A 22399-nucleotide genomic window follows, 5' to 3' on the forward strand; every position below is an offset into this window, starting at 1 on the left:
AGCCCGGCCGAGGAGAAGTCGGCCGGGCAATCAACAATTCGCTATTTGTCAGCTTTATTTGCTGATTGGGCCGGGTGCTTTGACCTGCTTCATCAGATCATCGTCCCAATCGCCTTCCACCAACACGTGGGCTGTGGCGCCGAGTTCAACTGCCTCGATGAGGTTGTGGTTCACATAGGCGTAAACCCCAGGCTGCAAGAACTCATAGAATGCTGCACCGGCAGAGCCGCCGCGGATGAGCCATGTTTCGAGATCTTTTTCAGGGGCGTTGTTGAACTTGCCTGTTTCCCAAACATAGTCACCATGACCACCAATCAAGTGTGGACGTGTGTCGCGGTTGGCTTGTGAGTGCACGAACAAGACTTTCTCGCCCACTTTGGCTGTCAGCGCATTTTCGCCTGTAAGTGCGCCTTTTTTACCGTTGAACACCACATGGGTTGGGATCAAGCCACGCATGGTTTCAATTTGATCTGAAAAGCTCTCAGACACGGTTTCGTAGGTCTTGTATTCGCCATTTTCATCGCGAGGAATATAGAAGTCGTTCTCACCGATGTTGTACACACGGTCATAACGCAGTGGGTTGCCTTTATCATCTTTCAGGCCTTCGCGAGGCAGAACCATAATGGTGCCGCTCATGCCTGAGACAACGTGCCATGGGATCATAGAACCGCCAGGGGCACAGTGATAAACAAAGGTACCTGGGCGAGTGGCTTTAAAGCGCAACACGCATTGTTCGCCAGGGGCAACTTCTGTCAATGCACCGCCGCCCAACGCGCCTGTTGAGGCGTGGAAGTCGATATTGTGCAGCAGTTCGTTGCTTTCTGGGTTGATGAGGGTCAACTCAACATAGTCGCCTTCATGCACCACCATCATAGGACCAGGCACAGAGCCATCATAAGTCATGGCGTGAGTTGTTGTACCTTCATCATCCACTTCCCAAACTTTTTCTTGGATGGTCATTTCAAATTCAACGACCTGTGGAGGACCTGAAGCAACTTGCTCGTGCTCATGTACGAATGGAGGAGGTACCAACTTCACTTTTTTGCGAGGCATCTCATCTACGTTATCCGCAGCCATTGCTTGCGGTGTAAGGTTGGCCACTGCGGTCAGCGCTGCTGCTGTGCCGAGGGCTCCAAAGATTGTTTGACGACGAGTAACCATGACATTCTCCTTTAAGATCTCATTGTTGGTCTTGATGAGGAGAAGGTAGGCGAAGTTTTGAGAGGTTTCTTTGTTCTAGATCAAATAGACACGCTCAAAAATTGAAAAAAATTTTATAAATCAAAAAGATAACATGTGTTTTATTGATCTAGATCAATAAAGGGGGCGCTTAGTCCCCCTTTATTGTTTGTCTTTGCTTTAGGGCCTGCGTTTCGCTTCGCGCTGGGCAATATATAAAGACGCGACAATAATCAAGGCCGCCCCGACCCATAGATTGCCCGTAGGCACCCAGCCAAACACCAAGAGCCCACCCAACACGTTGAAGGGCAGTTTCAGATGATCAAATGGCTGCACATAAGCGGCATCGGCAGTGGCATAGGCTTTGGTGATCATAAATTGCGCCAGCGCCACCAACAGGCCTGCGGCAATAATATAGATCAGCGCCATATTGTTTGAGATGGCGAAACCGTCGAGCAGGCCCATTTCGGGATTACCTTGGGCGGCGGAAAAGGCAAATAGCGCATTGGCAGGTGCGGTGAGGAGCAGCAAATAAAGAGTGATGGAATCTGAGTGTTCGGTTTTGGTCAGCTCTTTGGTGAACAAGGAGGTGATGGCCCAAAATAGGGCAGCGCCCACGGGCAGTAGCGAATTGATCGTGAAACCTTCGGCCCATGGCTCCAAAATGATCATGCCGCCAACAAAACCCAAAAGCGTGGCGGCCCAGCGGGCCCAGCCCACGGTTTCACGCAAAATGAGTGCGGCACCGATGGTGACAAAGAAGGTGGAGGTCATAATTAAGGCGATGGCCTGCCAAATGGGCACGCCCTTGGCGAGGCCCAGCACCCAAAGCTGCACGCCGATAGATGCGGCAATCACCCGCAATACATGCATGACAGGGCGCTTGGTTTTCAGCGCACCGGAGCCAAGTTGACTGACCATGGGCAGCATAATGAAAAAGGCCAGCAAATATTGCCAGAAGGCGGCAGCCGTGGAGGGCGTGCCGTGGGTGAGGGTGGCCAATTGGGTAAGCGAATTGACGGCGGCGAACGCAATGCCAGCGCCCACCATATAAAGCCCGGCCAAAATCGCAGGGTTGCGCAATGTTAGATTTGCGGACTGATCCATGTGTCGAGTTCCTTTCCGAACCGATATGAATCAGGGCGTGATGAGGGTGACCCGAACAAGCACCAAACGAAATCCCGACAGGGGCAATCGTGTGGCAGGCTATTCGACCCCTTCTCTTCCATCCGGACTTTGACCGTCGGCTCTGGAATTGCACCAGATCTGCTTGACCCTTTTGGCGGGACCAAAAGGCGCTCGCGGGCTTATGGGTTGCTCCATTCACCGCCGGTGGGGAATTTCGCCCCGCCCTGAGAAGGTTTTGCCCCCGGACCATTCCGAAAGCGCGCTGTTTTAGCATGGGGGATTTGACGATGGCAAGGAAATTGAAAGGCAAGGTTTACCTTAAAAGCATTCAATGTTTGTAGACAAAGAATAAGATGCGATAGTTGAGCAGATTTTCTCGAATTTTTTGATTTGTGTATGTTTAAAATATTCTTTGTTCACGCCCGCGCAGCGACTGCAGTTGTATTTATTCCTGCTCTATTGTTTTGCTTTTTTGAATTGTCTCGGATCTTTGTTCTTCCGAGGGAGACATTCGATTCCAGTTTTATTAATTGGTTCGTTTTAAAGCGTTATTTTCTTCTGGTTTTAGTAACACTCATCGTTAGCAATTGGACAAGATATTGGGTTACAGGCACTCAGCCCAGATGGATTCTATATAACAAAAACTCTTTCCCGTCAGTGCCTGTGGTTCTCGCGTTTTGTATCGCTGCGATCTTTATTTTTGTGTCGCCAATGATCTGGAAGAGTGCCGTTGTTAAGCCGCTGATAGATCAATTCAACGTTCTTGGCTTTCTCTTTTCAGTGCGTATTCTCGGCTTTGCAGTGATCTTGATATTCACATTTATGGCTTACCGAGCGTTTGTAGATAAGAATATTCCACTCTTTTCCATTGTACTACTTTGTGCATTTGTATTTGCGACCACCTATCTAATCCACCATCTTACCGGGTATTCTTTTGACATTAGGGATAAACTTTATGCGGTATCGGTTACTGCGGTTTTCGCACCCATTGGCTTTTTGTTAGAATTATTGGGCGGATCTGGCTCGAGTGAGTTTTTGGGCTTGGCGATGATGATATTCTTTTATGTCGCAACGCCTATAGGTTGGGTTCTCTCTTTCTTTTTATATTGGTACCTCTTCCTTTTTGTTTTCACTTTGGGATTTGAACTTCTCGAATGGAGTGGTTCTCGGCTAAGTCTGAAAAATAAAACAGCTGAAAGTTATGATCAAAAATAGCTGATTGCTTGGCAGATTCTTGATATCGCACAGCGAGGATTTTCTTGCCTTTAATTGTCATTTCCGCGTAAGGCTCGCTTCAACCAAGGAGTGAGCCTTTTGCATAAAGTGGATGTGTTGATAATTGGCGCCGGGGCGGCGGGGATGTTGGCGGCGGCGGAGGCGGGCAAGCGCGGGCGCCGGGTATTGCTGGTGGACCATGCCAAGAAGGCGGGCGATAAGATCCGCATTTCGGGCGGCGGGCGATGCAACTTCACCAATGTGAACACCAGCTTCAAACAGTTTTTGAGCGAAAACCCACATTTCGCGATTTCGCCGCTCAAACGGTTTTCGGCGCAGGACTTTATTGGCCGCGTGCGGGAACGCAAAATTGCGTTTCATGAAAAAACCCTGGGGCAGTTGTTTTGTGATGAGAGCGCGCAACAGATCATTGACATGTTGCTGAACGATTTGCGGGATGCGGGCGTTGAGCTGCGGCTGAAAACCAGTGTGCATGGGGTGCAAAAAACTGGCGATAGATTTGTTGTTGAGCTGGATGATGGACAGGTCGAGGCGGAAAAACTGGTGGTGGCCACCGGTGGCAAATCGATTCCGAAAATGGGGGCCACCAGTTTTGGTTATGATTTGGCCAGCCAATTTGGGTTACGGGTGGTGGAGACGCGACCAGGGCTGGTGCCGCTGACGTTCGATCAATCCACTTTAGCGCCGATCAAGGAATTGGCCGGGGTGGCGCTGGATCCTGTGCAGGTGAGCCGCGGTAAAGTGCAGTTTAATGAGGCGCTCTTGTTCACCCATCGTGGGTTGAGCGGTCCGGCAATTTTGCAAATCTCGTCGTTTTGGCGCGAGGGCGATCAAATCAAGGTCAATATGCTGCCGGGACAAGACATATTTGACCAGTTGCGCGCCGCGCGACAGGATAATGGCAAGCGTGCCGTGCAGACGGTTTTGGGCCAGTTTTTGCCCAAGCGTGTGGTTGAGTTTGTGATCAACGAACAGAATATCAGCGGTAATCTGGCGGATATGAGTGACAAGAAGCTCAAAAATCTTTCGGACCGTTTGGCGCAATGGGTGTTGAAGCCCACGGGATCGGAAGGTTATCGCACGGCCGAAGTGACGTTGGGGGGCGTGGCCACCGACGAGTTGGACAACCGCACCATGGAAGCGAAAAAAGTGCCGGGGCTTTATTTTATCGGCGAAGTGGTGGATATGACCGGCTGGCTTGGTGGGTATAATTTCCAATGGGCCTGGTCTTCGGCGTGGGTGGCCGGACAAGCGGTTTAAAAACAAATTGCCAGCGGGCCTTTTCCTTGATTTGATGCGCAAAGGGATGATCAATCCGTGCTGAATGCGCAGGCATGATGCATTGGGATTGGCGACTGTTTTCATCTGTTCGGTTGGGGGGAGACATGACCGAAGATACACAAGTTGCAACGCGACCGGGTGGGTTGCCGCAAGTTAATAAAATTGGATTTTCCGACATTGGCGAGGCATTGGGCCAGGGGTGGCACGACTTTATGCGCGCCCCACAATATGGGCTGATCTTTGGTGGCTTTTATGTTTTGGGTGGCTTTGCCATTCTGGCAGCGCTCGCGGTTTACGATATGCCGTGGATGATCATACCTGTTGCCATTGGCTTTCCGCTGTTGGGGCCGTTTATCGCCGTGGGGCTTTATGACGTGTCGCGTCGATTGCATGCAGGCGAACCGCTCAAAATGGGCGAAATATTTGGGCTGATGTTCCGGCAAAAGGATCGGCAATTGGGCTGGATGGCCTTTGTGGTGCTGTTCATTTTCTGGATTTGGGTCTATCAGGTGCGGTTGCTGCTGGCCCTGTTTCTGGGGTTCAAGAGCTTCTCGTCAGTGGGCATGTTTCTAACGGTGATCACCACCACGTCCGAAGGGCTGGGCTTTTTGGCGGTTGGCACCTTGGTGGGCGCTGGCCTTTCCTTTGTGTTGTTCGCCTCCACTGTGGTGGCTATGCCGCTTTTGCTTGAACGCGAGTTGGATTTCGTTTCAGCGATCATCACCAGCTTTAAAGCGGTGACCAAGAATTTTCTGCCCATGATTGCCTTTGGGGCACTGATCGTCTTGTTCACCTTTGTGGCGATGGTACCAGCGTTTTTGGGTCTTGTGCTTGCCTTGCCGATTTTGGGCCATGCCACATGGCATCTTTATAAAAAGCTGGTGGTATAAATTAACGCAGGCGCAGGGTCAGGCCTGTGGCGGGCACATTATTTGTGCCTTCAATGTGGCCCTGCGTTCGCTTATAAATCTCAAAGCCCATATGCTGATAAAGCCGTAAGGCGCGGCGATTGCCATCCAGCATTTGCACATCTAACGGGCGGTCGGTTCGGGCCAGTATGTGGCGGATCAGTTGTTGGCCGATGCCTTCGCTAAAATGGTGGGGCGTTACATAAAGCCAGACAAGTTGGTGCGATGAATATGCGGCAAAACCGAGGATTTTCTGGTCGCGCTCAGCGACGATGATTTTGCTGCCCACCAGTCTTTTATCTTGTGCGCATTTTTCAAGTGGCAGGAACGCGCCCGCCTTTATGTTGGCCTCTCCGAGCTCTGTTTTGCGGGCGGCGTCATGGATGCTGCAAAGTTGCGGCCAATCTGCCTCTTGGTAGGCGCGTATTGTGACCATGGTGTAGTGCGCTGCCGTCATGAGCTAATTGATTGGATATTTGCGCAAACGCGTCAAGAGTTTGGTTTTTGGCGAAACCTTTTGCGGCCTGTGGCCGTATATAGGTTAAATAAGCTTTGGAGGCCGTGTGCGCATTTTGATTTGGTTTTTTGCGATTTCAGCAATTGTGGTGGGGATGTTGGCAGTTATTGCGCTTTATCCGCCTGCGCGCGATCAGGCCCTTATTGCGACGAATGCAGCGATTGCCGATAAGAATATCCAGATCGAAAAGAATATAAGCTTTGGACCAGATCCGATGCACAGACTGGATATTTACGCCCCCTCTGATCGTCACCCCGCTTATGCGCAAAGCCTGAAGAATCCCATTGTGATTTTCTACTATGGTGGCGGATGGCGCATGGGCGAGAAGTCGTTTTATCAATTTGCGGGAGCCGCGTTGGCGGCGCAGGGTTATCGCGTTGTCATCCCCGATTATCGACTGTTTCCGGAGGTTCAGTTTAAAGGCTTTATGGGTGACGCTGGCCGCGCCTATCAATGGGTTTGGGAGCAGCTGGCCGAACCCGCTAACAAAGAGATTGTGGTGATGGGCCACTCTGCCGGGGCCCATATGGCAGCATTGTTGGCTTATGGCGAGCAATATCGATTGGGGGAAGCGCCGCGACCAGCGGCGATGGTGGGGCTGGCCGGGCCCTATTCGTTTGATCCAACTGATTGGCCGAGCACCCAGGATATTTTTGCAGACGTGGATCAGGCGGATGCGGCACGACCCGTTGCGTTTGTAAATGATAATAGCCCGCCAAGCCTAATGTTTCACGGTGATCGCGATGATGTGGTCAAGCTGTGGAATCAGGAAGAACTTGCAAAAGCGCTGAACGCCCACAATGTGCCGCACGACACCCATGTGTTGCCGGACACGGGCCATTATAAAATCCTGTTTTCACTTAGCCGACCGTTGCGGGAGAAAATGGCGGTTGTTGAGCGGATCAAGTCCTTCATTGACCGGCATGTTGACGAATAGGAATGTCCTCAACAACAAACGTTGCTTTTCTGGTTAACGTTTTATAAAACCCGAATGAAGGAGTTAGTGCGCCTAGCACCTTGATAAATCTTTATTTATCTCTGTTTTGTGTTGGGTAGGGGGCAAAATGCTAACGACATCGAATTCGTCAATTGGGCTGATTGGTGCCCTGATCTGGATGTCACTTAGCGTTAGCGCACATGCTCAAACAATACTTCCACCCAGTTCAGGCCCATGTGTCGTTAATGGCAGCACCGCCGTTTGCGAAGGGGATCTGTCTGCTGGCGTCGAGGTGGATGGATCGGTGATCGATCACCTCATTGTGCAAAACCTCACCCAGAATATTACTCCAGCGTTTGACGTTGAAGGGATCGACTTTCGCGATGGTGGTGCGGCAACCGGCATCATGATTGATGCGGATTTGGGCCGTTTCGGCATTAGTGTGGATAGCGAGCCGGCAATTTATATTGTTGAAGATGGCGCTGGCGATGTGGTGGTGAATTTCAAGGGCGATGTTGTGGCCACCAACATCAGAGGTGGTGGCATCATTGTTCTAGAGACGGGTGATGGCGGCGTTACGATCAACCATGAAGGTGATATTTCGACCAGTGGCAGCGTTCTCGCAGATGCAATCTATGCCGAAACTTCCGGGGGGCCCGGAAGTATCTCGATTACCCATGAAGGTGATATCCAGACTGCCGGCGAAACGAGCGACGGCATTCAGGCAGAGGTGTTCGATCAAGGGGACATTCTTATCGACCAAAAGGGCTCAATCAATACAACGGGTCTGGATGCATATGGTATATTGGCTGATACCAATGATGGCTTGGTTAGCATCCTTAATGAGGGGGACATAAGCAGCACTTCGGGTGAAGGTATTTTTGGCTATTCTCGTGTTGGCGACGTTGTCATCAACAGCACTGGTAATGTCTCAGCCGGCCTTTGGGGAATTGCCGGCCAGGCGATTGATGGCAATGTGACCATCAATAGCGTTGGCGATATCACGAGCCAGCTGGAAGACGGCATAGAAGCGTATAGTGAAGGCGGCAATGTCAGTATTTCGTCCAACGGCAATGTTTTGTCCAATGGTGGCGAGGGCATTGATGGTGAGATTGTGGACGGTGATGGCAATATCACTATTGTCGCGCAGGGCGCTATTACCGCAGAAGATGAGACGATCGATGCCAGCATCAAGGGTGCTGGCAATGGCAATATCACGGTGCTCAATAGTGCGGTATTGGTCGGCCAAGACATTGGCATTGACGCGAATATTGCCAATGATGGGGCGGTTACCATCAATAATTTTGGCAATATTGATGCCGTTGATGAGGGGTTGCGTGCGGGCGTTGAGGGCACAGGTGCAATTTACATCGCCAACCATGGTGATGTGCTCGCTGATGTGGGCATATTGGTGCGTGAACGCTTTGATGTGGCGGCGGCGCAGGTGGTGAATTCAAGACGGTTAGAGAGCACAGGCACTCACGCGTTGGATTTGCAATCGGACGGCAATGATGTGCTCAATCTGCTCAATGGTACGGTGATTGTCGGGGCGCTTGATTTCGGCAATGGCAATGACGGCGCGGGCGGCACAAATCCTGATGATATTGATACGCTGAATATCGAGACCGGTGTGAGCGCGGTTTTAGATTTTGCGGACACAGGTGGCACCGGTCAGGGTGATAGCGATTTGGAAAGTGCGCCTGAAACCATCAATTATGATGGGTTTAGCATTTTGCTGAATGGCGGCACGCGCCTCGCCACCATTGACCCGACGATTTTTGCGCATCAGGATCGGTTATTGTTCAATTTGAACCGGCAGGCCATCGGCAATCTTGATGGTGGGCAACCCGGCTTTGAACCGGAGGCGGGTATGGCTCGACTTTGGGGCAAGACCTTTGGCGGGTTGGGCCATGTTGGTGCACGCACGGGCACTTCCGCGTTCACTGAAACAGAGTTTGGCGCGGTCGGTGGCTTTGAAAATAATCTAAACGCGGAAAGTGGGCAGTTCGGCCTGTTTGCTGGTGTTGGCCAGTCCAATTTCAAAGTTGGCGCCAATGACGATCATACGCGCGCTGAAGGCATCTTTGGCGGCGCCTATTGGACGCAAGATTTCAATGATTTGATCTTGTCGGCGCAAATGGTGGCTGGTGTCGTATCGAATCAAACAGAGCGATATGTGAATGGCACGGCAGCAGATGGCGCGTTCTGGGGACAGTTTTTTGCCCCGACATTTGCAGTGACCATGCCAATCGATGTGTTGGATCAACGCGGCTATATCAAAGGGCAAATTGGCTATAGCTATATGCACCTCGATGGGTATGACGAAACAGGCGGTCCTGCCCCACTGTCGGTGGAGGCACGGCACGTGGCGAAGCTGAATTTGCGCGGCGAAGTTGGCGCCCCGATCGAGTTGAGCAACCTTGAGATGAATTGGCGTGCCGGTGTGGATGGCGTCATTGACGCAGGGTCGTCGCAAGTGAATGCCACGCTTTTGGGAACGGATATTGGCTTTAATGGCAATCTTGCCAATAGCATTTCTGGCTTTGTCGGCTTTGTTGTCAGTCGACCCTTTGCCGATGGGCAAGGCCAACTGACTTTTTCAGGTGAAGTGGCCAGCTCTCTGGCTGGTGATTTGAGCGCAAAAGCATCAGCGAAGGCGGCAGTGAATTTTTAGCGTCGCCACACGGGCTAATGATTTGAAATCAGAATTGCGCGAGAAAGGCTTTGGCCCGCTGCATGCAGAGGGAAGCGGCCTCGGCATTATAATCGGGCAGGCTCGGGTCCAGAAAGTAATGGCCGGCATTTTCATAGCGGTAGAGCGCAATCTGAGGGCCATCGGCCGCGTTCACCCAATTTTCAAAATAGTCTTCATCGTCAAACGGATCAGGTTTGGCAATATGAGCGGAGATTTTCACCTCACTTCGGCGGGGCGTCATCCATTCGGTGATGCCGGCGAAGAGTAAGGTGCCGGGCATTTGCGGACGAGAGGACCAAAACTCACCCACCAGCGCGGCCCCGAATGATACGCCGGACAAAATGGCGGTTGCCGGGGCGGCGTCCACCGCGCTTGTGGCGCGTTTCATAATGGTGTCATTGTCGATCTCGCGCCGCATAGCAAATGCGTTTTCATAGGTTTCTGCAGTTTGCCCACCAAACAGGTCGGGCAAAATCACCGTATGCCCCGCCGCTTCAAACTGCGCTGCAATCTGCTTTTCGATGGGACGCAAACCCAGGATAGAATGAAAAAGGACGATATGTGCCATTGAATGACCTGTTTATTTGGGGAACTGGTGCCGCTGATAGGACTTGAACCTACGACCCCATCATTACGAATGACGTGCTCTACCAACTGAGCTACAGCGGCCTAACGGCAATTTACATTTTTTCGTGTGATGCAGACAAGGTGTTTGTGGAGGGACGGTTTCTCGGTGGCAGAAATGAAAAAGGGTTGCACGGGGAAACCCCGGCAACCCTTCGTCGATATATATCAGCATAAAGGTACTTTTGCGCCTTTTGGCTGCTTGGAAGAAGATGTTAGCGGTGCGTTGGCTCCTCTAACAGCACCTCACTTCCAAAGCCCTTTTTCTGATCTTGATATCGAATAGACAATGGATCACCTCCTTCCGAATTGTTGAAACTATCTCAGATTCTGCTCTCCAAAACTGAATCGGTCAAGCGCAAAATATGTAGTTGATTGTATAATACAACTATTGTATATTGCACATATTATGGAAAATTATGAAGATGTACCCATTCATTGGGTGAACAGATTGAGCTTTTTATCTCGACGCGAACTTGGGCAGCGATTTGCCGAGGCAGGGCACAAAATCTCGGCCGAGGAATGGGCCGTGTTGTTGATGTTGTGGCAGGAAGATGGGCGGTCGCCCAGTGGCTTGGCGGACATAACATTTCGAGACCGGACCACAGTCACTCGGCTCTTGGATGGCATGGTAAAGAAGGGCCTAATTGTTCGGAAATCCGATGCGCAAGATCGCAGAAAATCCAAGGTATTCCTGACAAATCACGGTCAGGATTTGGAAGGTAAACTCAAGCCCATCGCGCAAGAGCTGATCGCCAAATCCTTGCGCGGTATGAGCGCAGAAGAAGTCGAGCAGCTCACCTTTTTGCTGCGAAAAGCCACGCAAAATTTGTTGGCCAAAGCATAGGCTGACCTGCCAAAGGAGGCACGAATGACCAATTACAATTATGCAGAATTTTCAACGGGTGATTATGATCTGGACAATTTTCGCGGGCCGCAAATTGGCCAGAAGGCGCCCGATTTTGATTTGCAGGATGTAAATGGTGCACCGCATCGTTTACTCGATTTTGACGGTGAGTTTCTGGTTTTGGAACTTGGGTCGATCACGTGTCCCTTGTTTCAGGGGCGGCGCAAAAGTATGAAACGGCTGAAAGACCAGTTTCCGCATATTGATTTCAAAATCCTTTATGTGCGAGAGGCGCATCCGGGCAAATCCATTGGCGCTCACCGAAATTTGGAAGCCAAACAGCAGGTGGCGAATAAGCTGCGCACTGAAGATGGCGAACTCAGGACCATTGTTGTGGACGGGATCGAAGGCAGCGCCCATATGGCCTATGGCGGTTATCCGAACGCGGTCTTTATTATCAATAGGAATGGGTGTGTTGTGTTCAACGCGGATTGGAACAATCCGGAGGCAACAGCCAAAGCATTGAAATTGTTGCTTAAAGGCAAGCCTGCCAATGTGAAAAGCTATTTTATGCCTGTGCCACCACCGGTTTTGGCTCGCACCATGGGGCGCAGTGGTAAAGGTTCATTTTTTGATTTCGTCAAAGGCCTCCCGGTTCTGATTTGGAAAAACCTTATCCGCAGAAACATGCTGCTGGCGCTTAATCGACGCGGGGCAGTGATGCCCGACGCCGATTGTTGAAATGATTAGACGCCTGCGGGATTTGGCGGCGCCGGAAGGGGCTCTGGCGCCGTTGCTTTTTTCGGCTCAGCAGCAGCGCTCGTTTGGGCAGGTTTGTGCGTGCCTGTCGGCTTGGCGACGCTGCGTGATGGCGTGGTCCAAGTGAATTTGTCCAACTTGCCGGTTAGCGGCGATGTTGGTTCCCACTCATCAGCACTAATGCCATCGGCGATCCAAGTGGCGTCGGGCTTGGCTGTGACCGCGCGGGACAGCCAAGCGCGGGCCTTGCCCTGATCGCCGCTGTCGCCCTGTTCAACCTCTGCCATCAGTGTGCACACTTTTTGAGTGGCCCGCTGATCGGTGAAGGGTTGCAGCGCGGCGCGGGCATCCGACCATTCATGGGCAGCAATTGCGGCGCTGGCCAAAAGGATTGCGCTTTCCAAATGGTCGGGATGTTCGACCACCATTGTTTTGGCGCGTTTAAGCCGTTCCACGGCTGACGCACCAGTTTGGGCGTGGATATAAAGCTCCCCAATATGTGGATGTGCACTGGTCCGCCAAACCCGGCGCAAGAGGCCAGAGGCTTTGCGCACTTCGCCGGATGAAATATAAAGTCGCGCCGCGATCAATGCTGCAGGCACAAATTCGGGCTGCTTTTTCAGCGCTTCGTTGGCAAAGGTGATGGCCCGCTGTGGTTCGGTTTCTTCCAGTTCTTTGGCCAGGGCTGTGCGCAACACGGCGTCGAGGCGCTTTTGCTCGTCGCGGGCACTGCGATCGAAGGGGATTTGGTCCAATTGGGCGAGGGCATCTTCGTAATCCCCTTGCTTGGCCATATGGGCAAAAATTGCTTTTTGCGCCCACGCCAATTTGGGCGACAGGCTGGCGGCCTTTTGGGCAAATTGTACCGCAGCGTCTTCTCTGTTTTGCCGACGTGCTTGCTCGTAAAGTCCAGAAAGCGCAGCAATGGCCGTTTTCGGGTCTTCAATCATCTCCCGATATTGCAATCGCGCTTGTTTGAGTTCGCCCAACTGCATATTTGCTTGGGCTTCCAGCAATTGGGCGGCGGTGTTGCCTTCCAGTTTCAGCCGCGCTTCCCGCGCCAATTGTCGGGCTTTATTTGGGTCGCCCGTTTGCAGGGCGATGATGGCATTTGATAGCGCATCCACGCCTTTGCGTTGTTTGCGCTTTTCATTAGCGCGTGAGAACAGCGCCGGGATGCCAAAGATGCGGCGAATGATTGCCCAAACAAAAATCGTCAGGAGCATCAATAGGATCAAGGCGAACAAGACGACGCCCAGGCTGGGCTGCATTTGATAGCCAAAGCCGGTGATGGCCACACTGCCGGGCACCGACATGATGAAGCTAGCGCCCCACGCAACGGCCAGCGAAAAGGCGACGATGATAAAGATGCGGATCATTGCGCGTCTCCTTCGGCTGGGGCGTTTTGGTTCAATAGCGCCGCGCGCATGTCAGTTTGCCACTGCTCAACCACCAGATGGGCGTTGATTTGTTCAATCAGCGGTGTTGCCACCTGCTGTATTTGCGGCGGCAATTTTTGCAAATGGCTTTGGGCAGCGCGCAGGTTTTGGGCGGCAAGTGCGGCTTCTGCTTCATCGAGCAGCACCAGCGGGTCATCGCCTTCGGCATCGAGAGGGCGCAGATTGACGGCGTCTTTGACGGCCCCCAGCAGTTTATCCTGCCACGGCGCGTCGGCAGCAATGCCTGGGCGCGCTGCCAAAAATTGGGGGCGCAGATCTTCAAATTGTGCCTTAAGGGTGTTTGCGGGGGTTAGGCCATTTTGTGCGATGACCAACACATCATCAGCGGGGGTGGCATTGGTGACGCTGGCCAATTCTTGCAAGCGCGTGGCAAAAGGCTGCCCGCTGTTGATGGCGGCATCAATCTCGCTCATCAAAATCGGCAATCGCGCCGCGGCTAACGCGCTATTGGCGGCCTGGCGAGCTGATTGGTCTTCTTCCAAAGTGGCGATTTGAACGCGAAGCGCGGCCAAATTTTCTTTGAGATCGGCGATCTGTGCATTTTGCGCGGCGATGCGCTCTTCAAACTCAACCAGTGTTGTTGCTTGCGTCGAAATCTGCGCCTCAAGCGGCGCCAGATCCACAGTCGGTGCTGCGGCCGGGGGCACGTTCACCTCCGGGTTTGCTGTCGCCCGTTCCGCAAGTTCGATTTGTGTTTGCTTTAAATTGGCCACATCTTGCTCAAGGGCCGTAAGTGCGTTTTCGATGGGTCCAAGATCGATCGGTGTCGGTTCATCCGCAGGTGTGCTTATGCTTTCCAGCTGTTGCTCAATATTTGCAATTGCCTGGTTGATGCGGTCGGTATCAATCGCTTCGATTTCACTTTGCAACGCGCCCAAATCATCGACCGTGGCAAAAGGTGTAAGGTCCACCTCTTGTGCATTTTCCAAATCAAAGATGCGCTTTTGCAGCTTGGCAATCTCCGGCTCGAGTGTTGATTGCTCAGCCCATTGGTTGAAGGGAAAGACCTTATAATAGGCCAGTCCGGCGGTGCCCGCGATGCCAAGTGCAGCGCTTAAAACAATGGCAGCGATAAAGGTGCCGGTGCCGCTGCCCTCGTCGACTGGCGCCGTTGATTTTGTCGGCTCAGAAGGCTTTCTGTTCGAATCCTTTGGAGGTGCGGATTTAGTCGACTCTGGGGCGGCAGATGTCGCTTTTTTGTCGGCGGGGTTGCCGTCAGTTGGTTTTGGTTTTTCACTTTCGGCTTGGCTTTTGGTCGAGCGCTCAGACGATGAAGCACTTTTCTTGGCTTCTGCATCCAAAATCGGCGGCCGCACGGGACCCTTTTTATTATCTTCGACCATAAAAAACCTTTTTAGCCAGTGTTTTGGTGTTTGGTTTTGGAACTTAATCTAAGAGTTCAAACAAAGTGTTTTCATTTGGTGCTTTTGCAACAAATCCGTTTTTGGCACCTTCTGCCTCAAGTGTCGCCCAGATGCTGGGTGAAAGGCAATAAAACGGCAAATCACCTATTTCTATATTATGCTTGGCACATAGATTTGCAAATTGTGTGGCGGCCCGCGCGGAATAGATCAGGACCCCGTCAATTTCCCCTTGCTTCAATTGCGTCACCACAGGTGGCGGCAAATCCTTAATGGGGATCATTTCATAGGCGGGATTTGGTTGAATGTTGACGCCGGTGTCGCGGAAATGATCTTCAAGATCTGGCTTCCGATCAATGGCGCAAGGGTAAAAATAGTTGCCGGTGAGTTCCATTTTCTCGATCAGCGCGATCAGTTCTTTTACATCACCTTTGGCGGAAAGCAGATTTGTGAAACCCGCATGAGTTGCGGCCTGGGCCGTTGTGTCGCCCACGGTGAAACAGGGCAGCAATTGATGGCCAATTTCAATATCGTCCCGCGAAAGTGCGCGCACGCTGTTGGCGGATGTGAAAATCGTTGCGGTGATTTGAAATGGTGAAGGCATATCAAGCGGCAAGATGCGCTTGGAAAAAAGCGGCACCGCCATGGGGCGGTGGCCCAAAGCCATCAGGCCGGCAACTGTTTTTTGCCCGCCGGGGAAAGGGCGGGTGACCAAAAGAGATTTACCGGCTTCGCTCATATGTCACCTTTAGGGTCACTATCTAATCTTCGCGCTTTTCGAATGTTTCAAAAAACTTGTCGCCTGCAGCGCTTTTGATGATGCTGGCCAATTCCTTGCCAATTTCTTCTGCGTCGGCAGCATGGCCAGACACCTCGGCCTCATAGACCGTTTGTCCATCCAAGGATAGAACTTGCCCAAAGATATGCAACTCATCATTTTCCAATGTGGAATAGGCGGCGATTGGGGTGCGGCAAGAGCCATCCAAACCATGCAGATAGTGGCGCTCGGCAACCATTTTGGCAGCCGTTGGCGCGTGGTTGAGCTTGCGCACCCATTCGTTTACCTGATCATCGTCTGCCCGAGTCTCGATTGCCAATGCGCCTTGGCCCGGGGCGGGGGGCATAATGGTGGGGTCGATCAATTGCTTGGCAATGTGGCTCATATCTAATCGCTTCAAGCCGGAATAGGCCAACAAGGTGGCTTCGGCCACCCCATCTTCCAGCTTTTTCATGCGGGTTTGCACATTGCCACGAAATTCAACAATCTGCAGGTCAGGCCGCTGGCGCAAAATTTGCGCGCCGCGCCGGATTGAGGAGGTGCCGAATTTGGCGCCTTGGGGAACATCGTCCAGGCTTTTGTGTCGCAGAGAAACAAAAGCATCGCGGGTGTCTTCGCGTTCCAAAAAAGCGGGCAGGATCATGCCGTCAGGCAGAATCGTTGCCACGTCTTTGGCGGAATGAACGGCCAAGTCGATCCGCTTGTCAAACAATGCCACTTCAATTTCTTTGGTGAACAAGCCCTTGCCGCCCACCTCTGATAATGGCCGGTCCAAAATGATATCACCACTGGTTTTGATCACTTCGATGGCGATCTCATCGGGGTTTAAACCGTTCTTTTGGGCCAATTCGCGACGGACCTGTTTGGCCTGCGCCAAGGCCAGCAACGAGCCGCGGGTGCCGATGGTGAGAATAGGTTTTGTGGCGGGTTCTGTTTGCAATGTTCAATCCACTTGATATAGGGCTTTAATCAATCATTTAGTGAAGGCTTAGCGAAATCAGAGCTATGGGGCAAGCAACGACCATTCTGGGCATCGAAACCAGCTGCGATGAAACTGCGGCAGCGGTTGTGCGCCGCCACGGCAATGGCCGCGCCGAGATTTTGGCCAATATGGTGCGCTCCCAGTTTGATGAGCATAAAGCCTTTGGCGGGGTTGTACCGGAAATCGCTGCCCGTTCCCATGTGCAATATATGGATCATATTGTCGCGCAAGCCCTTGCCGAGGCGCAGTTGAGCTTTGCTGATCTGGATGGGATTGCTGCGACAGCCGGGCCGGGTTTGATCGGCGGCGTGCTGGTGGGGCTGACCAGCGCCAAGGCCATGGCCTATGCCCATGATTTGCCGCTGTTGGCGATCAATCACCTAGAAGGTCACGCGCTGACACCACGTCTAACGGACGGTCTGGCATTTCCCTATCTCCTGTTGTTGGTGTCTGGGGGGCACAGCCAATTTGTGTTGGTGAAAGGCGTTGGCCAATATGAACGGTGGGGCACGACCATTGATGATGCGTTGGGCGAAGCGTTCGATAAGGTGGCCAAAATGCTTGATTTGGGCATGCCCGGCGGCCCCTTGGTGGAAGAATGGGCGCAAAAGGGTGATCCAGATCGCTTTTCTTTCCCCAAGCCATTGTTGAAAGAAAAGCGGCTCGACTTCTCTTTTTCTGGTCTGAAAACAGCCGTGCGCTTGGCCGCGGAAAAACTGGCGCCCTTAAGCGATCAGGATGTGGCTGATATTTGCGCCAGCTTCCAGGCGACGATTTTAAAAATATTGGACAATAGGTGCCGTTTGGCACTGGCGCGCTTTGAAGCAGAATTTCCTGATCAAAGGCCGCGCTTTGTGGTGGCTGGTGGTGTGGCGGCCAATAAGGCCATTGGCCAATTGCTGAAGGATTTGGCGATTGAATATGAGGCGCAAATGGTGGTGCCGCCGATTAAACTGTGTACGGACAATGGCGCCATGATTGCATGGGCGGGCATTGAACGGTTTAATCTGGGCGAGCGCGACGGCCCGGATTTTCAAGCGCGGCCGCGATGGCCTTTGGATTCTGAAGATATGGCGCTGACAGAAAAAGGGGATGCAGAGTGAGCGAGAAACCCATATTTGTGGTTGGTGCCGGGGCGTGGGGCAGCGCGTTGGCGCATATGCTCGGTCTGGGTGGCAATCGGGTGGTGTTATGTGGTCGCGACGACGTGGCCATTCGCACGATCAATGAAGAGCGCCGCAATCCGCATTATCTGAAAACCGTTGAGATGGATGCCCATGTGCAGGCGCAATTGGGCTATGAGGGCATAGAGGCGGCACTGGCCGTTTTGCTGGTGGTGCCCGCACAGGCCAGCCGCGCCGTTTTGGCGGAAATTGGAGCCGACCGCTTGGCCGGTATGCCCGTGGTTCTATGCGCCAAGGGGCTAGAGAAACAGACCTTAGAGCGCCAGAGTGAAATTTTGGCTGAAGCGTGTCCGAAAGCGGTGCCATTTGTGCTGTCGGGGCCCAGTTTTGCCGTGGATGTGGCGCAGGGCAAGCCGACGGCGGTAACGCTCGCGGGACCAAATATTGAGGCCGCGCGGCAGATCGTTGATGTGTTGGCAGGGCCAACCTTTCGCCCCTATTCCAGCGACGACATTGTAGGCGTTGAGTTGGCTGGGGCGCTCAAAAACATTTACGCCTTGGCCTGTGGGGCTGTTGACGGGGCGCAGCTTGGTTTGTCGGCGCGGTCATCGATTATGGCGCGCGCCTTTGCTGAAATGGGGCCGCTGATTGCAGCGATGGGCGGGCAACGCGAAAGCCTGAACAGTCTGGCTGGGCTGGGCGATTTGACCCTAAGTTGTACAGCGCGGGAATCACGCAATTTCGATTTCGGTTTCCGCTTGGGCGCGGGTGAAACAGTTGAGCAAATCGTAAAGAGCGGCGCGAAACTGGCCGAAGGCGTGCATTCCAGCCCGGTTGGTTTGGAACTGGCGAGAAAATATCAGGTTGAGGCGCCGATCATTGCGGCGGTGAATGCGCTATTGCGAGGCGAGGCGCCAATTGAGAGCCTGGTGGCGCAATTGATGACACGGCCCTTGCGGTCTGAATAAGATGGAGAACTAAATGTATTTTGTGGTTTCAGGACGGGATCGACCCGATGCGTTGGAATTGCGCAAGGAGACTCGTGCGGCTCACCTTGCTTACTGGAAAGATTTGGGAGATCAGTTGAAGCTGGCGGGGCCCTATCTCGACGAAGATGGCAACCCGACGGGCAGTTTAATCATTATTGATGTGCCGTCTTTAACCGCAGCGCGAACTTATGCCGAGGCCGACCCTTACGTGACACAGGGGGTTTTTGAATCCGTTGGTGTGACGGAGTGGGCCTGGGCCATCAATCCACCCGAGGAGAATGCATAATGGCCTATTGGTTGTTTAAAAGCGAACCCAACACATGGGGTTGGGATGATCAGGTGAAAAAAGGCGCGCCGGAAGAGTGGGATGGTGTGCGCAACTATCAGGCCCGCAACAATATGCGTGAGATGAAAGTGGGCGACAAAGGTTTCTTCTATCATTCCGTGAATGAAAAGCGCATTGTTGGTGTGGTGAAGGTGGCTGCGGAAGCGCACCCTGACAGCACCACAGATGACCCGCGTTGGGAGTGTGTGGACATAGAAGCCGTAGAAAGCTTTAAAACCCCCATCACGCTTGAAAATGTAAAACAGCACCCTGATCTGGAAGACATGGTATTGGTCAATAATTCACGTCTTTCTGTGCAACCCGTTACTGAGAAAGAATGGGAAATTATTTGCAAACTGGGGGGCGTAAAGCCATAATTACTCACGGGTATTAAATCGTGCTCGTCTCATCTTTTGGGGAGGAAAGAAGATGACACATTTTGTAGGTGTGAATTGGCTGGCAGTTTTGCTGGCCGCGCTGGGGAGCATGGTGCTCGGCATGGGCTGGTACTCAGCCTTGGGCAAGCAGTGGATGAATGCACTGGGCAAAACCAGAGAAGACTTGATGCCTGACGGCAAGGCATCACCAATGCCGTTTGTGGTTGCCGCCGTCTGTCAGCTCATTATGGCGTATTTTTTATTGCTGCTCACGCGCACGATTTTGGACAGCAGTGCCACGGATATCCAGATTTGGGATGCGGTCATGATTGGGGGGCACATGTGGATTGGATTTATCATGACTTCGATGGTGCTAAACCATGCCTATCAGGGCCAAAAATATACACTCACGCTGATTGATGGCGGGTATCTATTGGGTGTAATGATCGTTCAAGGCGTGATTCTGGGGCTGCTGGCATAGTTCAGCCGTCCATCTAAAAAATTTTCATAGCGATTTGAATTACTTACCGTCACGGGCCGAAGTCGTGGCGGTTTTTTTAATGATTCTTTAAAAGTATCAGATGTAACCATGAAGACGAATTTACGATTCTGTGTCGTTGTGTGATCTTCCTGCAGTCTAAATGTGTAACCAAAACGCTGTTTTCAAGAAAAATAAGTAAATGAACTGCATTCATCGAATGTTAATTGGATGGTGTAAGTATAACTTTGCTTTGATTTTCGTTATATTTTAGGTTGTAGAATTTATTTTAATTAGAGGTGCTTATGCTTGCTGTTGAAGGCGCGCAGCGGTCTTTCGATCCTGAGCGGATTGTTGTTTCAAAGACCAATCTTAAAGGTCACATCCAATATGCAAACCGAGTGTTTCTCGATCTTGCTGAATATAGTGAGCAGGAATTGCTGGGAAAACCCCACAGCATCATTCGGTCAGATGCCATGCCCCGCTGTGTGTTTAAGCTTTTGTGGGACAGGTTGCTCGCCGGGCGTGAGGTATTCGCCTATGTGGTGAATGGCACCAAAAATGGCAATCATTATTGGGTGTTCGCACATGTTACGCCAAGCCGAAATGGCAAGGGCGAAATCACTTCATTTCATTCAAATCGACGCTATGCCCGCCCAGAAGCGATTGCGCAAATCAGTTCGATTTATGAGTTGCTTCTGAATGAAGAGAAAAGTCACAAAAATCGCAAGGCAGGGCTGCAGGCCTCTTCCGAGAAATTAGATGCTATTTTGGCCGAGAAGGGCATGGATTATGATGAATTCGTATTCACTCTCTAGAGTTATTGCGGCCTCCAGTGCCTTGTTTGTGCTTTTTGTGGCCAATCTCGTATGCAGCGTGCTCAGCGCGCCGCTTTTCTTGGAGCTCACAATTGGGGCCCTGTCACTGGTTGTTCTTGCCTATTTGACGCATCAGTTTATTCGCTTACGGCGGTTTATCCGGCGCATTAAGACAACAGGCGAGGCGCTTCGCCGTGGTGATTTTGACGTGCGGCTTGTTGCCGTTGGTGCGCACGGCGAGTGCAGTGATGTTAAAGACACATTCAACGACATGATCGATGTGGCCGATGCGTTTGTGCGCGAAAGCTATTTGGCGATGCAAGCCGCCAGCGAAGGGCGCTATTATCGCAAAATTCGCAAGGAAGGCATGTTGGGTTCATACGCGCACGCCGTTGACGGGGTGAATGCGGGTATTGATCGCATGGGTGACTTTGCGGGCATGTTGGAAAGCTTGCGCAGCGAAATCGGTGAAGTTGTTGACGCGGCAGTAAGAGGCGATTTGAGCAAACGGGTTAATGCTGATTTCGGCGATGAAGGCCTTAACCAACTGGGGCAGAATGTGAATCTGTTGATGTCCACGATTGATCAGGGCATTTCCGACACGGGGACGGTGTTGTCGCATCTGGCCAAAGCGGACCTCTCCAAGCGAGTTGAAGGCAATTACCAAGGCGCATTTGCGCGATTGCAAGGGGACACCAACAAGGTGGCGGAAGAATTGACCAACATTATTGGCAGCTTGCGGTCGACTTCAGGTGCGTTGAAATCTGCCACGGGTGAAATTTTGACCGGTTCGGATGATTTGGCTGAGCGCACCATGCGCCAGGCGGCGACGCTTGAGCACACTTCTGCGGCCATGCAGGAAATTGCCGAGATGGTCGAGACCAATGCCCAGCGGGCGCAAGAAGGCTATGCGGGGTCACAACGGGCGCAAGACATCGCGCAACGGGGTGGCGATGTTATGCGTGAAGCCAATGATGCCATGGGCCGGATCAGCGACAGCTCGAAGCAAATCTCCAAAGTGATCGAGATGATCGACAATATTGCCTTTCAAACCAACCTGCTGGCGCTGAACGCCTCGGTGGAGGCCGCGCGAGCTGGCGAGGCGGGCAAAGGCTTTGCGGTTGTCGCCGTTGAAGTGCGGCGATTGGCGCAGAGCGCTGCCGATGCCTCGAATGAGGTGAAGGTCTTGATTGAAAAAAGCACAGGCGAAGTGGAAAACGGCAGCGAACTTGTTGCCCGGGCTGGCCAATCCCTTGAAGAGATTGTTCAGGCTGTCGCCAGTTTTTCAACTTTGGTGCAGGGTTTTGCAAAAGACAGTCGCACGCAAGCAGACAAAATTGAAACATTGCATGCGTCGGTACGCGAGATGGACGAAACGACCCAGCACAATGCGGCCCTGGTGGAAGAAACCAATGCAGCGATTGAGCAAACAGAGGGTCGAGCAAGCGATTTGGACTCTGTTGTGAAACGGTTCAAAACCGACAAAGAAGACATTTCTTTGCCAGAGCTACCTCAACGCACCAGCAATGTCGCTTAAAACCTGAAAAATGCCTCTAGGTATTTGATCTGATGATGGCCCTCATGCGTTTGTTTTAA

The 22399-nt window shown here is 52.2% G+C and carries 22 protein-coding genes, 1 tRNA gene and 1 riboswitch; of the genes, 14 read left to right on the forward strand and 9 right to left on the reverse strand.

Annotated elements, in window-relative coordinates:
* Window positions 1-54 precede the first annotated feature (54 nt).
* Together nirK and G549_RS0116215 are read right to left on the reverse strand one after the other, a co-directional pair.
* Window positions 55-1161, reverse strand: a complete 1107-nt coding sequence (gene nirK, locus G549_RS0116210; RefSeq protein ID WP_027835903.1) for a copper-containing nitrite reductase — start codon at window positions 1159-1161, stop codon at window positions 55-57.
* A gap of 198 nt (window positions 1162-1359) precedes the next feature.
* A complete protein-coding gene (locus G549_RS0116215) occupies window positions 1360-2286 on the reverse strand; it encodes a DMT family transporter (protein ID WP_027835904.1) in 927 nt (308 codons plus the stop codon).
* 106 nt (window positions 2287-2392) lie between these two features.
* A riboswitch (FMN riboswitch) is annotated at window positions 2393-2543 on the reverse strand.
* A gap of 160 nt (window positions 2544-2703) precedes the next feature.
* Here G549_RS0116215 and G549_RS0116220 point away from each other — a divergent pair.
* The 3 genes from G549_RS0116220 to G549_RS0116230 all read left to right on the forward strand — a co-directional run bounded on the left by G549_RS0116220 (window position 2704) and on the right by G549_RS0116230 (window position 5714).
* Complete coding sequence (locus G549_RS0116220; RefSeq protein ID WP_027835905.1) at window positions 2704-3522, forward strand: hypothetical protein; 819 nt, start codon at window positions 2704-2706, stop codon at window positions 3520-3522.
* A gap of 99 nt (window positions 3523-3621) precedes the next feature.
* A complete protein-coding gene (locus G549_RS0116225) occupies window positions 3622-4803 on the forward strand; it encodes a BaiN/RdsA family NAD(P)/FAD-dependent oxidoreductase (RefSeq protein ID WP_036223098.1) in 1182 nt (393 codons plus the stop codon).
* A 125-nt stretch (window positions 4804-4928) separates the two neighbouring features.
* On the forward strand, window positions 4929-5714 hold the full coding sequence (locus G549_RS0116230; protein WP_027835907.1) for a DUF2189 domain-containing protein: 786 nt from the start codon (window positions 4929-4931) through the stop codon (window positions 5712-5714).
* 1 nt (window position 5715) lies between these two features.
* Here the strand turns inward: G549_RS0116230 and G549_RS20730 are convergent, their stop codons facing one another.
* Window positions 5716-6189 (reverse strand): GNAT family N-acetyltransferase, encoded by a 474-nt coding sequence (locus G549_RS20730; protein WP_051213997.1) that lies wholly within the window; start codon window positions 6187-6189, stop codon window positions 5716-5718.
* A 106-nt stretch (window positions 6190-6295) separates the two neighbouring features.
* Here G549_RS20730 and G549_RS20735 point away from each other — a divergent pair, with 106 nt between their 5' ends.
* Together G549_RS20735 and G549_RS0116245 are read left to right on the forward strand one after the other, a co-directional pair.
* Window positions 6296-7186 (forward strand): alpha/beta hydrolase, encoded by an 891-nt coding sequence (locus G549_RS20735; RefSeq protein ID WP_051213999.1) that lies wholly within the window; start codon window positions 6296-6298, stop codon window positions 7184-7186.
* Window positions 7187-7313: 127 nt separating this feature from the next.
* Window positions 7314-9860, forward strand: a complete 2547-nt coding sequence (locus G549_RS0116245; RefSeq protein ID WP_084634219.1) for an autotransporter domain-containing protein — start codon at window positions 7314-7316, stop codon at window positions 9858-9860.
* 28 nt (window positions 9861-9888) lie between these two features.
* On the opposite strand, the gene G549_RS0116250 is transcribed toward G549_RS0116245, so the two are convergent.
* Window positions 9889-10449, reverse strand: a complete 561-nt coding sequence (locus G549_RS0116250) for a dienelactone hydrolase family protein (protein ID WP_027835909.1) — start codon at window positions 10447-10449, stop codon at window positions 9889-9891.
* A 25-nt stretch (window positions 10450-10474) separates the two neighbouring features.
* Window positions 10475-10550, reverse strand: a tRNA-Thr gene (locus G549_RS0116255).
* Window positions 10551-10914: 364 nt separating this feature from the next.
* Here G549_RS0116255 and G549_RS20740 point away from each other — a divergent pair.
* Window positions 10915-11352 carry a MarR family winged helix-turn-helix transcriptional regulator gene (locus tag G549_RS20740; protein WP_051214001.1) on the forward strand — a complete coding sequence of 146 codons (438 nt, stop codon included), beginning with the start codon at window positions 10915-10917 and terminating at the stop codon, window positions 11350-11352.
* A gap of 24 nt (window positions 11353-11376) precedes the next feature.
* Entirely contained in the window at window positions 11377-12093 is a 717-nt protein-coding gene (locus G549_RS0116270) for a deiodinase-like protein (RefSeq protein ID WP_027835911.1), read from the forward strand.
* Window positions 12094-12098: 5 nt separating this feature from the next.
* Here G549_RS0116270 and G549_RS0116275 read toward each other — a convergent pair whose 3' ends face one another.
* From G549_RS0116275 to hemC, 4 genes are read right to left on the reverse strand one after another with little or no spacing between them, the layout of a single operon-like run.
* Window positions 12099-13490, reverse strand: a complete 1392-nt coding sequence (locus G549_RS0116275; protein WP_027835912.1) for a heme biosynthesis protein HemY — start codon at window positions 13488-13490, stop codon at window positions 12099-12101.
* Window positions 13487-14914: a hypothetical protein gene (locus G549_RS0116280; RefSeq protein ID WP_027835913.1), complete on the reverse strand. Its 1428-nt coding sequence runs from the start codon at window positions 14912-14914 to the stop codon at window positions 13487-13489. Before G549_RS0116280 ends, G549_RS0116275 begins: the two co-directional genes overlap by 4 nt.
* A 43-nt stretch (window positions 14915-14957) precedes the next feature.
* Window positions 14958-15671 carry a uroporphyrinogen-III synthase gene (locus G549_RS0116285; RefSeq protein ID WP_027835914.1) on the reverse strand — a complete coding sequence of 238 codons (714 nt, stop codon included), beginning with the start codon at window positions 15669-15671 and terminating at the stop codon, window positions 14958-14960.
* A 22-nt stretch (window positions 15672-15693) separates the two neighbouring features.
* Entirely contained in the window at window positions 15694-16650 is a 957-nt protein-coding gene (gene hemC, locus G549_RS0116290) for a hydroxymethylbilane synthase (protein WP_027835915.1), read from the reverse strand.
* A gap of 65 nt (window positions 16651-16715) precedes the next feature.
* Here hemC and tsaD point away from each other — a divergent pair, with 65 nt between their 5' ends.
* The 7 genes from tsaD to G549_RS20750 all read left to right on the forward strand — a co-directional run bounded on the left by tsaD (window position 16716) and on the right by G549_RS20750 (window position 22340).
* Complete coding sequence (gene tsaD / locus G549_RS20745) at window positions 16716-17795, forward strand: tRNA (adenosine(37)-N6)-threonylcarbamoyltransferase complex transferase subunit TsaD (RefSeq protein ID WP_051214003.1); 1080 nt, start codon at window positions 16716-16718, stop codon at window positions 17793-17795.
* A complete protein-coding gene (locus G549_RS0116300) occupies window positions 17792-18784 on the forward strand; it encodes an NAD(P)H-dependent glycerol-3-phosphate dehydrogenase (protein ID WP_027835916.1) in 993 nt (330 codons plus the stop codon). The genes tsaD and G549_RS0116300 overlap by 4 nt, the downstream gene beginning before the upstream one ends.
* Window positions 18785-18797: 13 nt before the next feature.
* Window positions 18798-19091: a YciI family protein gene (locus G549_RS0116305; protein WP_027835917.1), complete on the forward strand. Its 294-nt coding sequence runs from the start codon at window positions 18798-18800 to the stop codon at window positions 19089-19091.
* Window positions 19091-19507: an EVE domain-containing protein gene (locus G549_RS0116310; RefSeq protein WP_027835918.1), complete on the forward strand. Its 417-nt coding sequence runs from the start codon at window positions 19091-19093 to the stop codon at window positions 19505-19507. The genes G549_RS0116305 and G549_RS0116310 overlap by 1 nt, the downstream gene beginning before the upstream one ends.
* Window positions 19508-19559: 52 nt before the next feature.
* Window positions 19560-19988 carry a DUF1761 domain-containing protein gene (locus tag G549_RS0116315; protein WP_036223100.1) on the forward strand — a complete coding sequence of 143 codons (429 nt, stop codon included), beginning with the start codon at window positions 19560-19562 and terminating at the stop codon, window positions 19986-19988.
* A gap of 302 nt (window positions 19989-20290) precedes the next feature.
* Complete coding sequence (locus G549_RS0116320; protein ID WP_027835920.1) at window positions 20291-20803, forward strand: PAS domain-containing protein; 513 nt, start codon at window positions 20291-20293, stop codon at window positions 20801-20803.
* Window positions 20781-22340 carry a methyl-accepting chemotaxis protein gene (locus tag G549_RS20750; protein WP_169449670.1) on the forward strand — a complete coding sequence of 520 codons (1560 nt, stop codon included), beginning with the start codon at window positions 20781-20783 and terminating at the stop codon, window positions 22338-22340. The genes G549_RS0116320 and G549_RS20750 overlap by 23 nt, the downstream gene beginning before the upstream one ends.
* Window positions 22341-22399: the final 59 nt, after the last annotated feature.

Origin of the sequence: Maritalea myrionectae DSM 19524, assembly GCF_000423365.1 — a bacterium.
In the GTDB taxonomy this organism is placed as follows: domain Bacteria; phylum Pseudomonadota; class Alphaproteobacteria; order Rhizobiales; family Devosiaceae; genus Maritalea; species Maritalea myrionectae.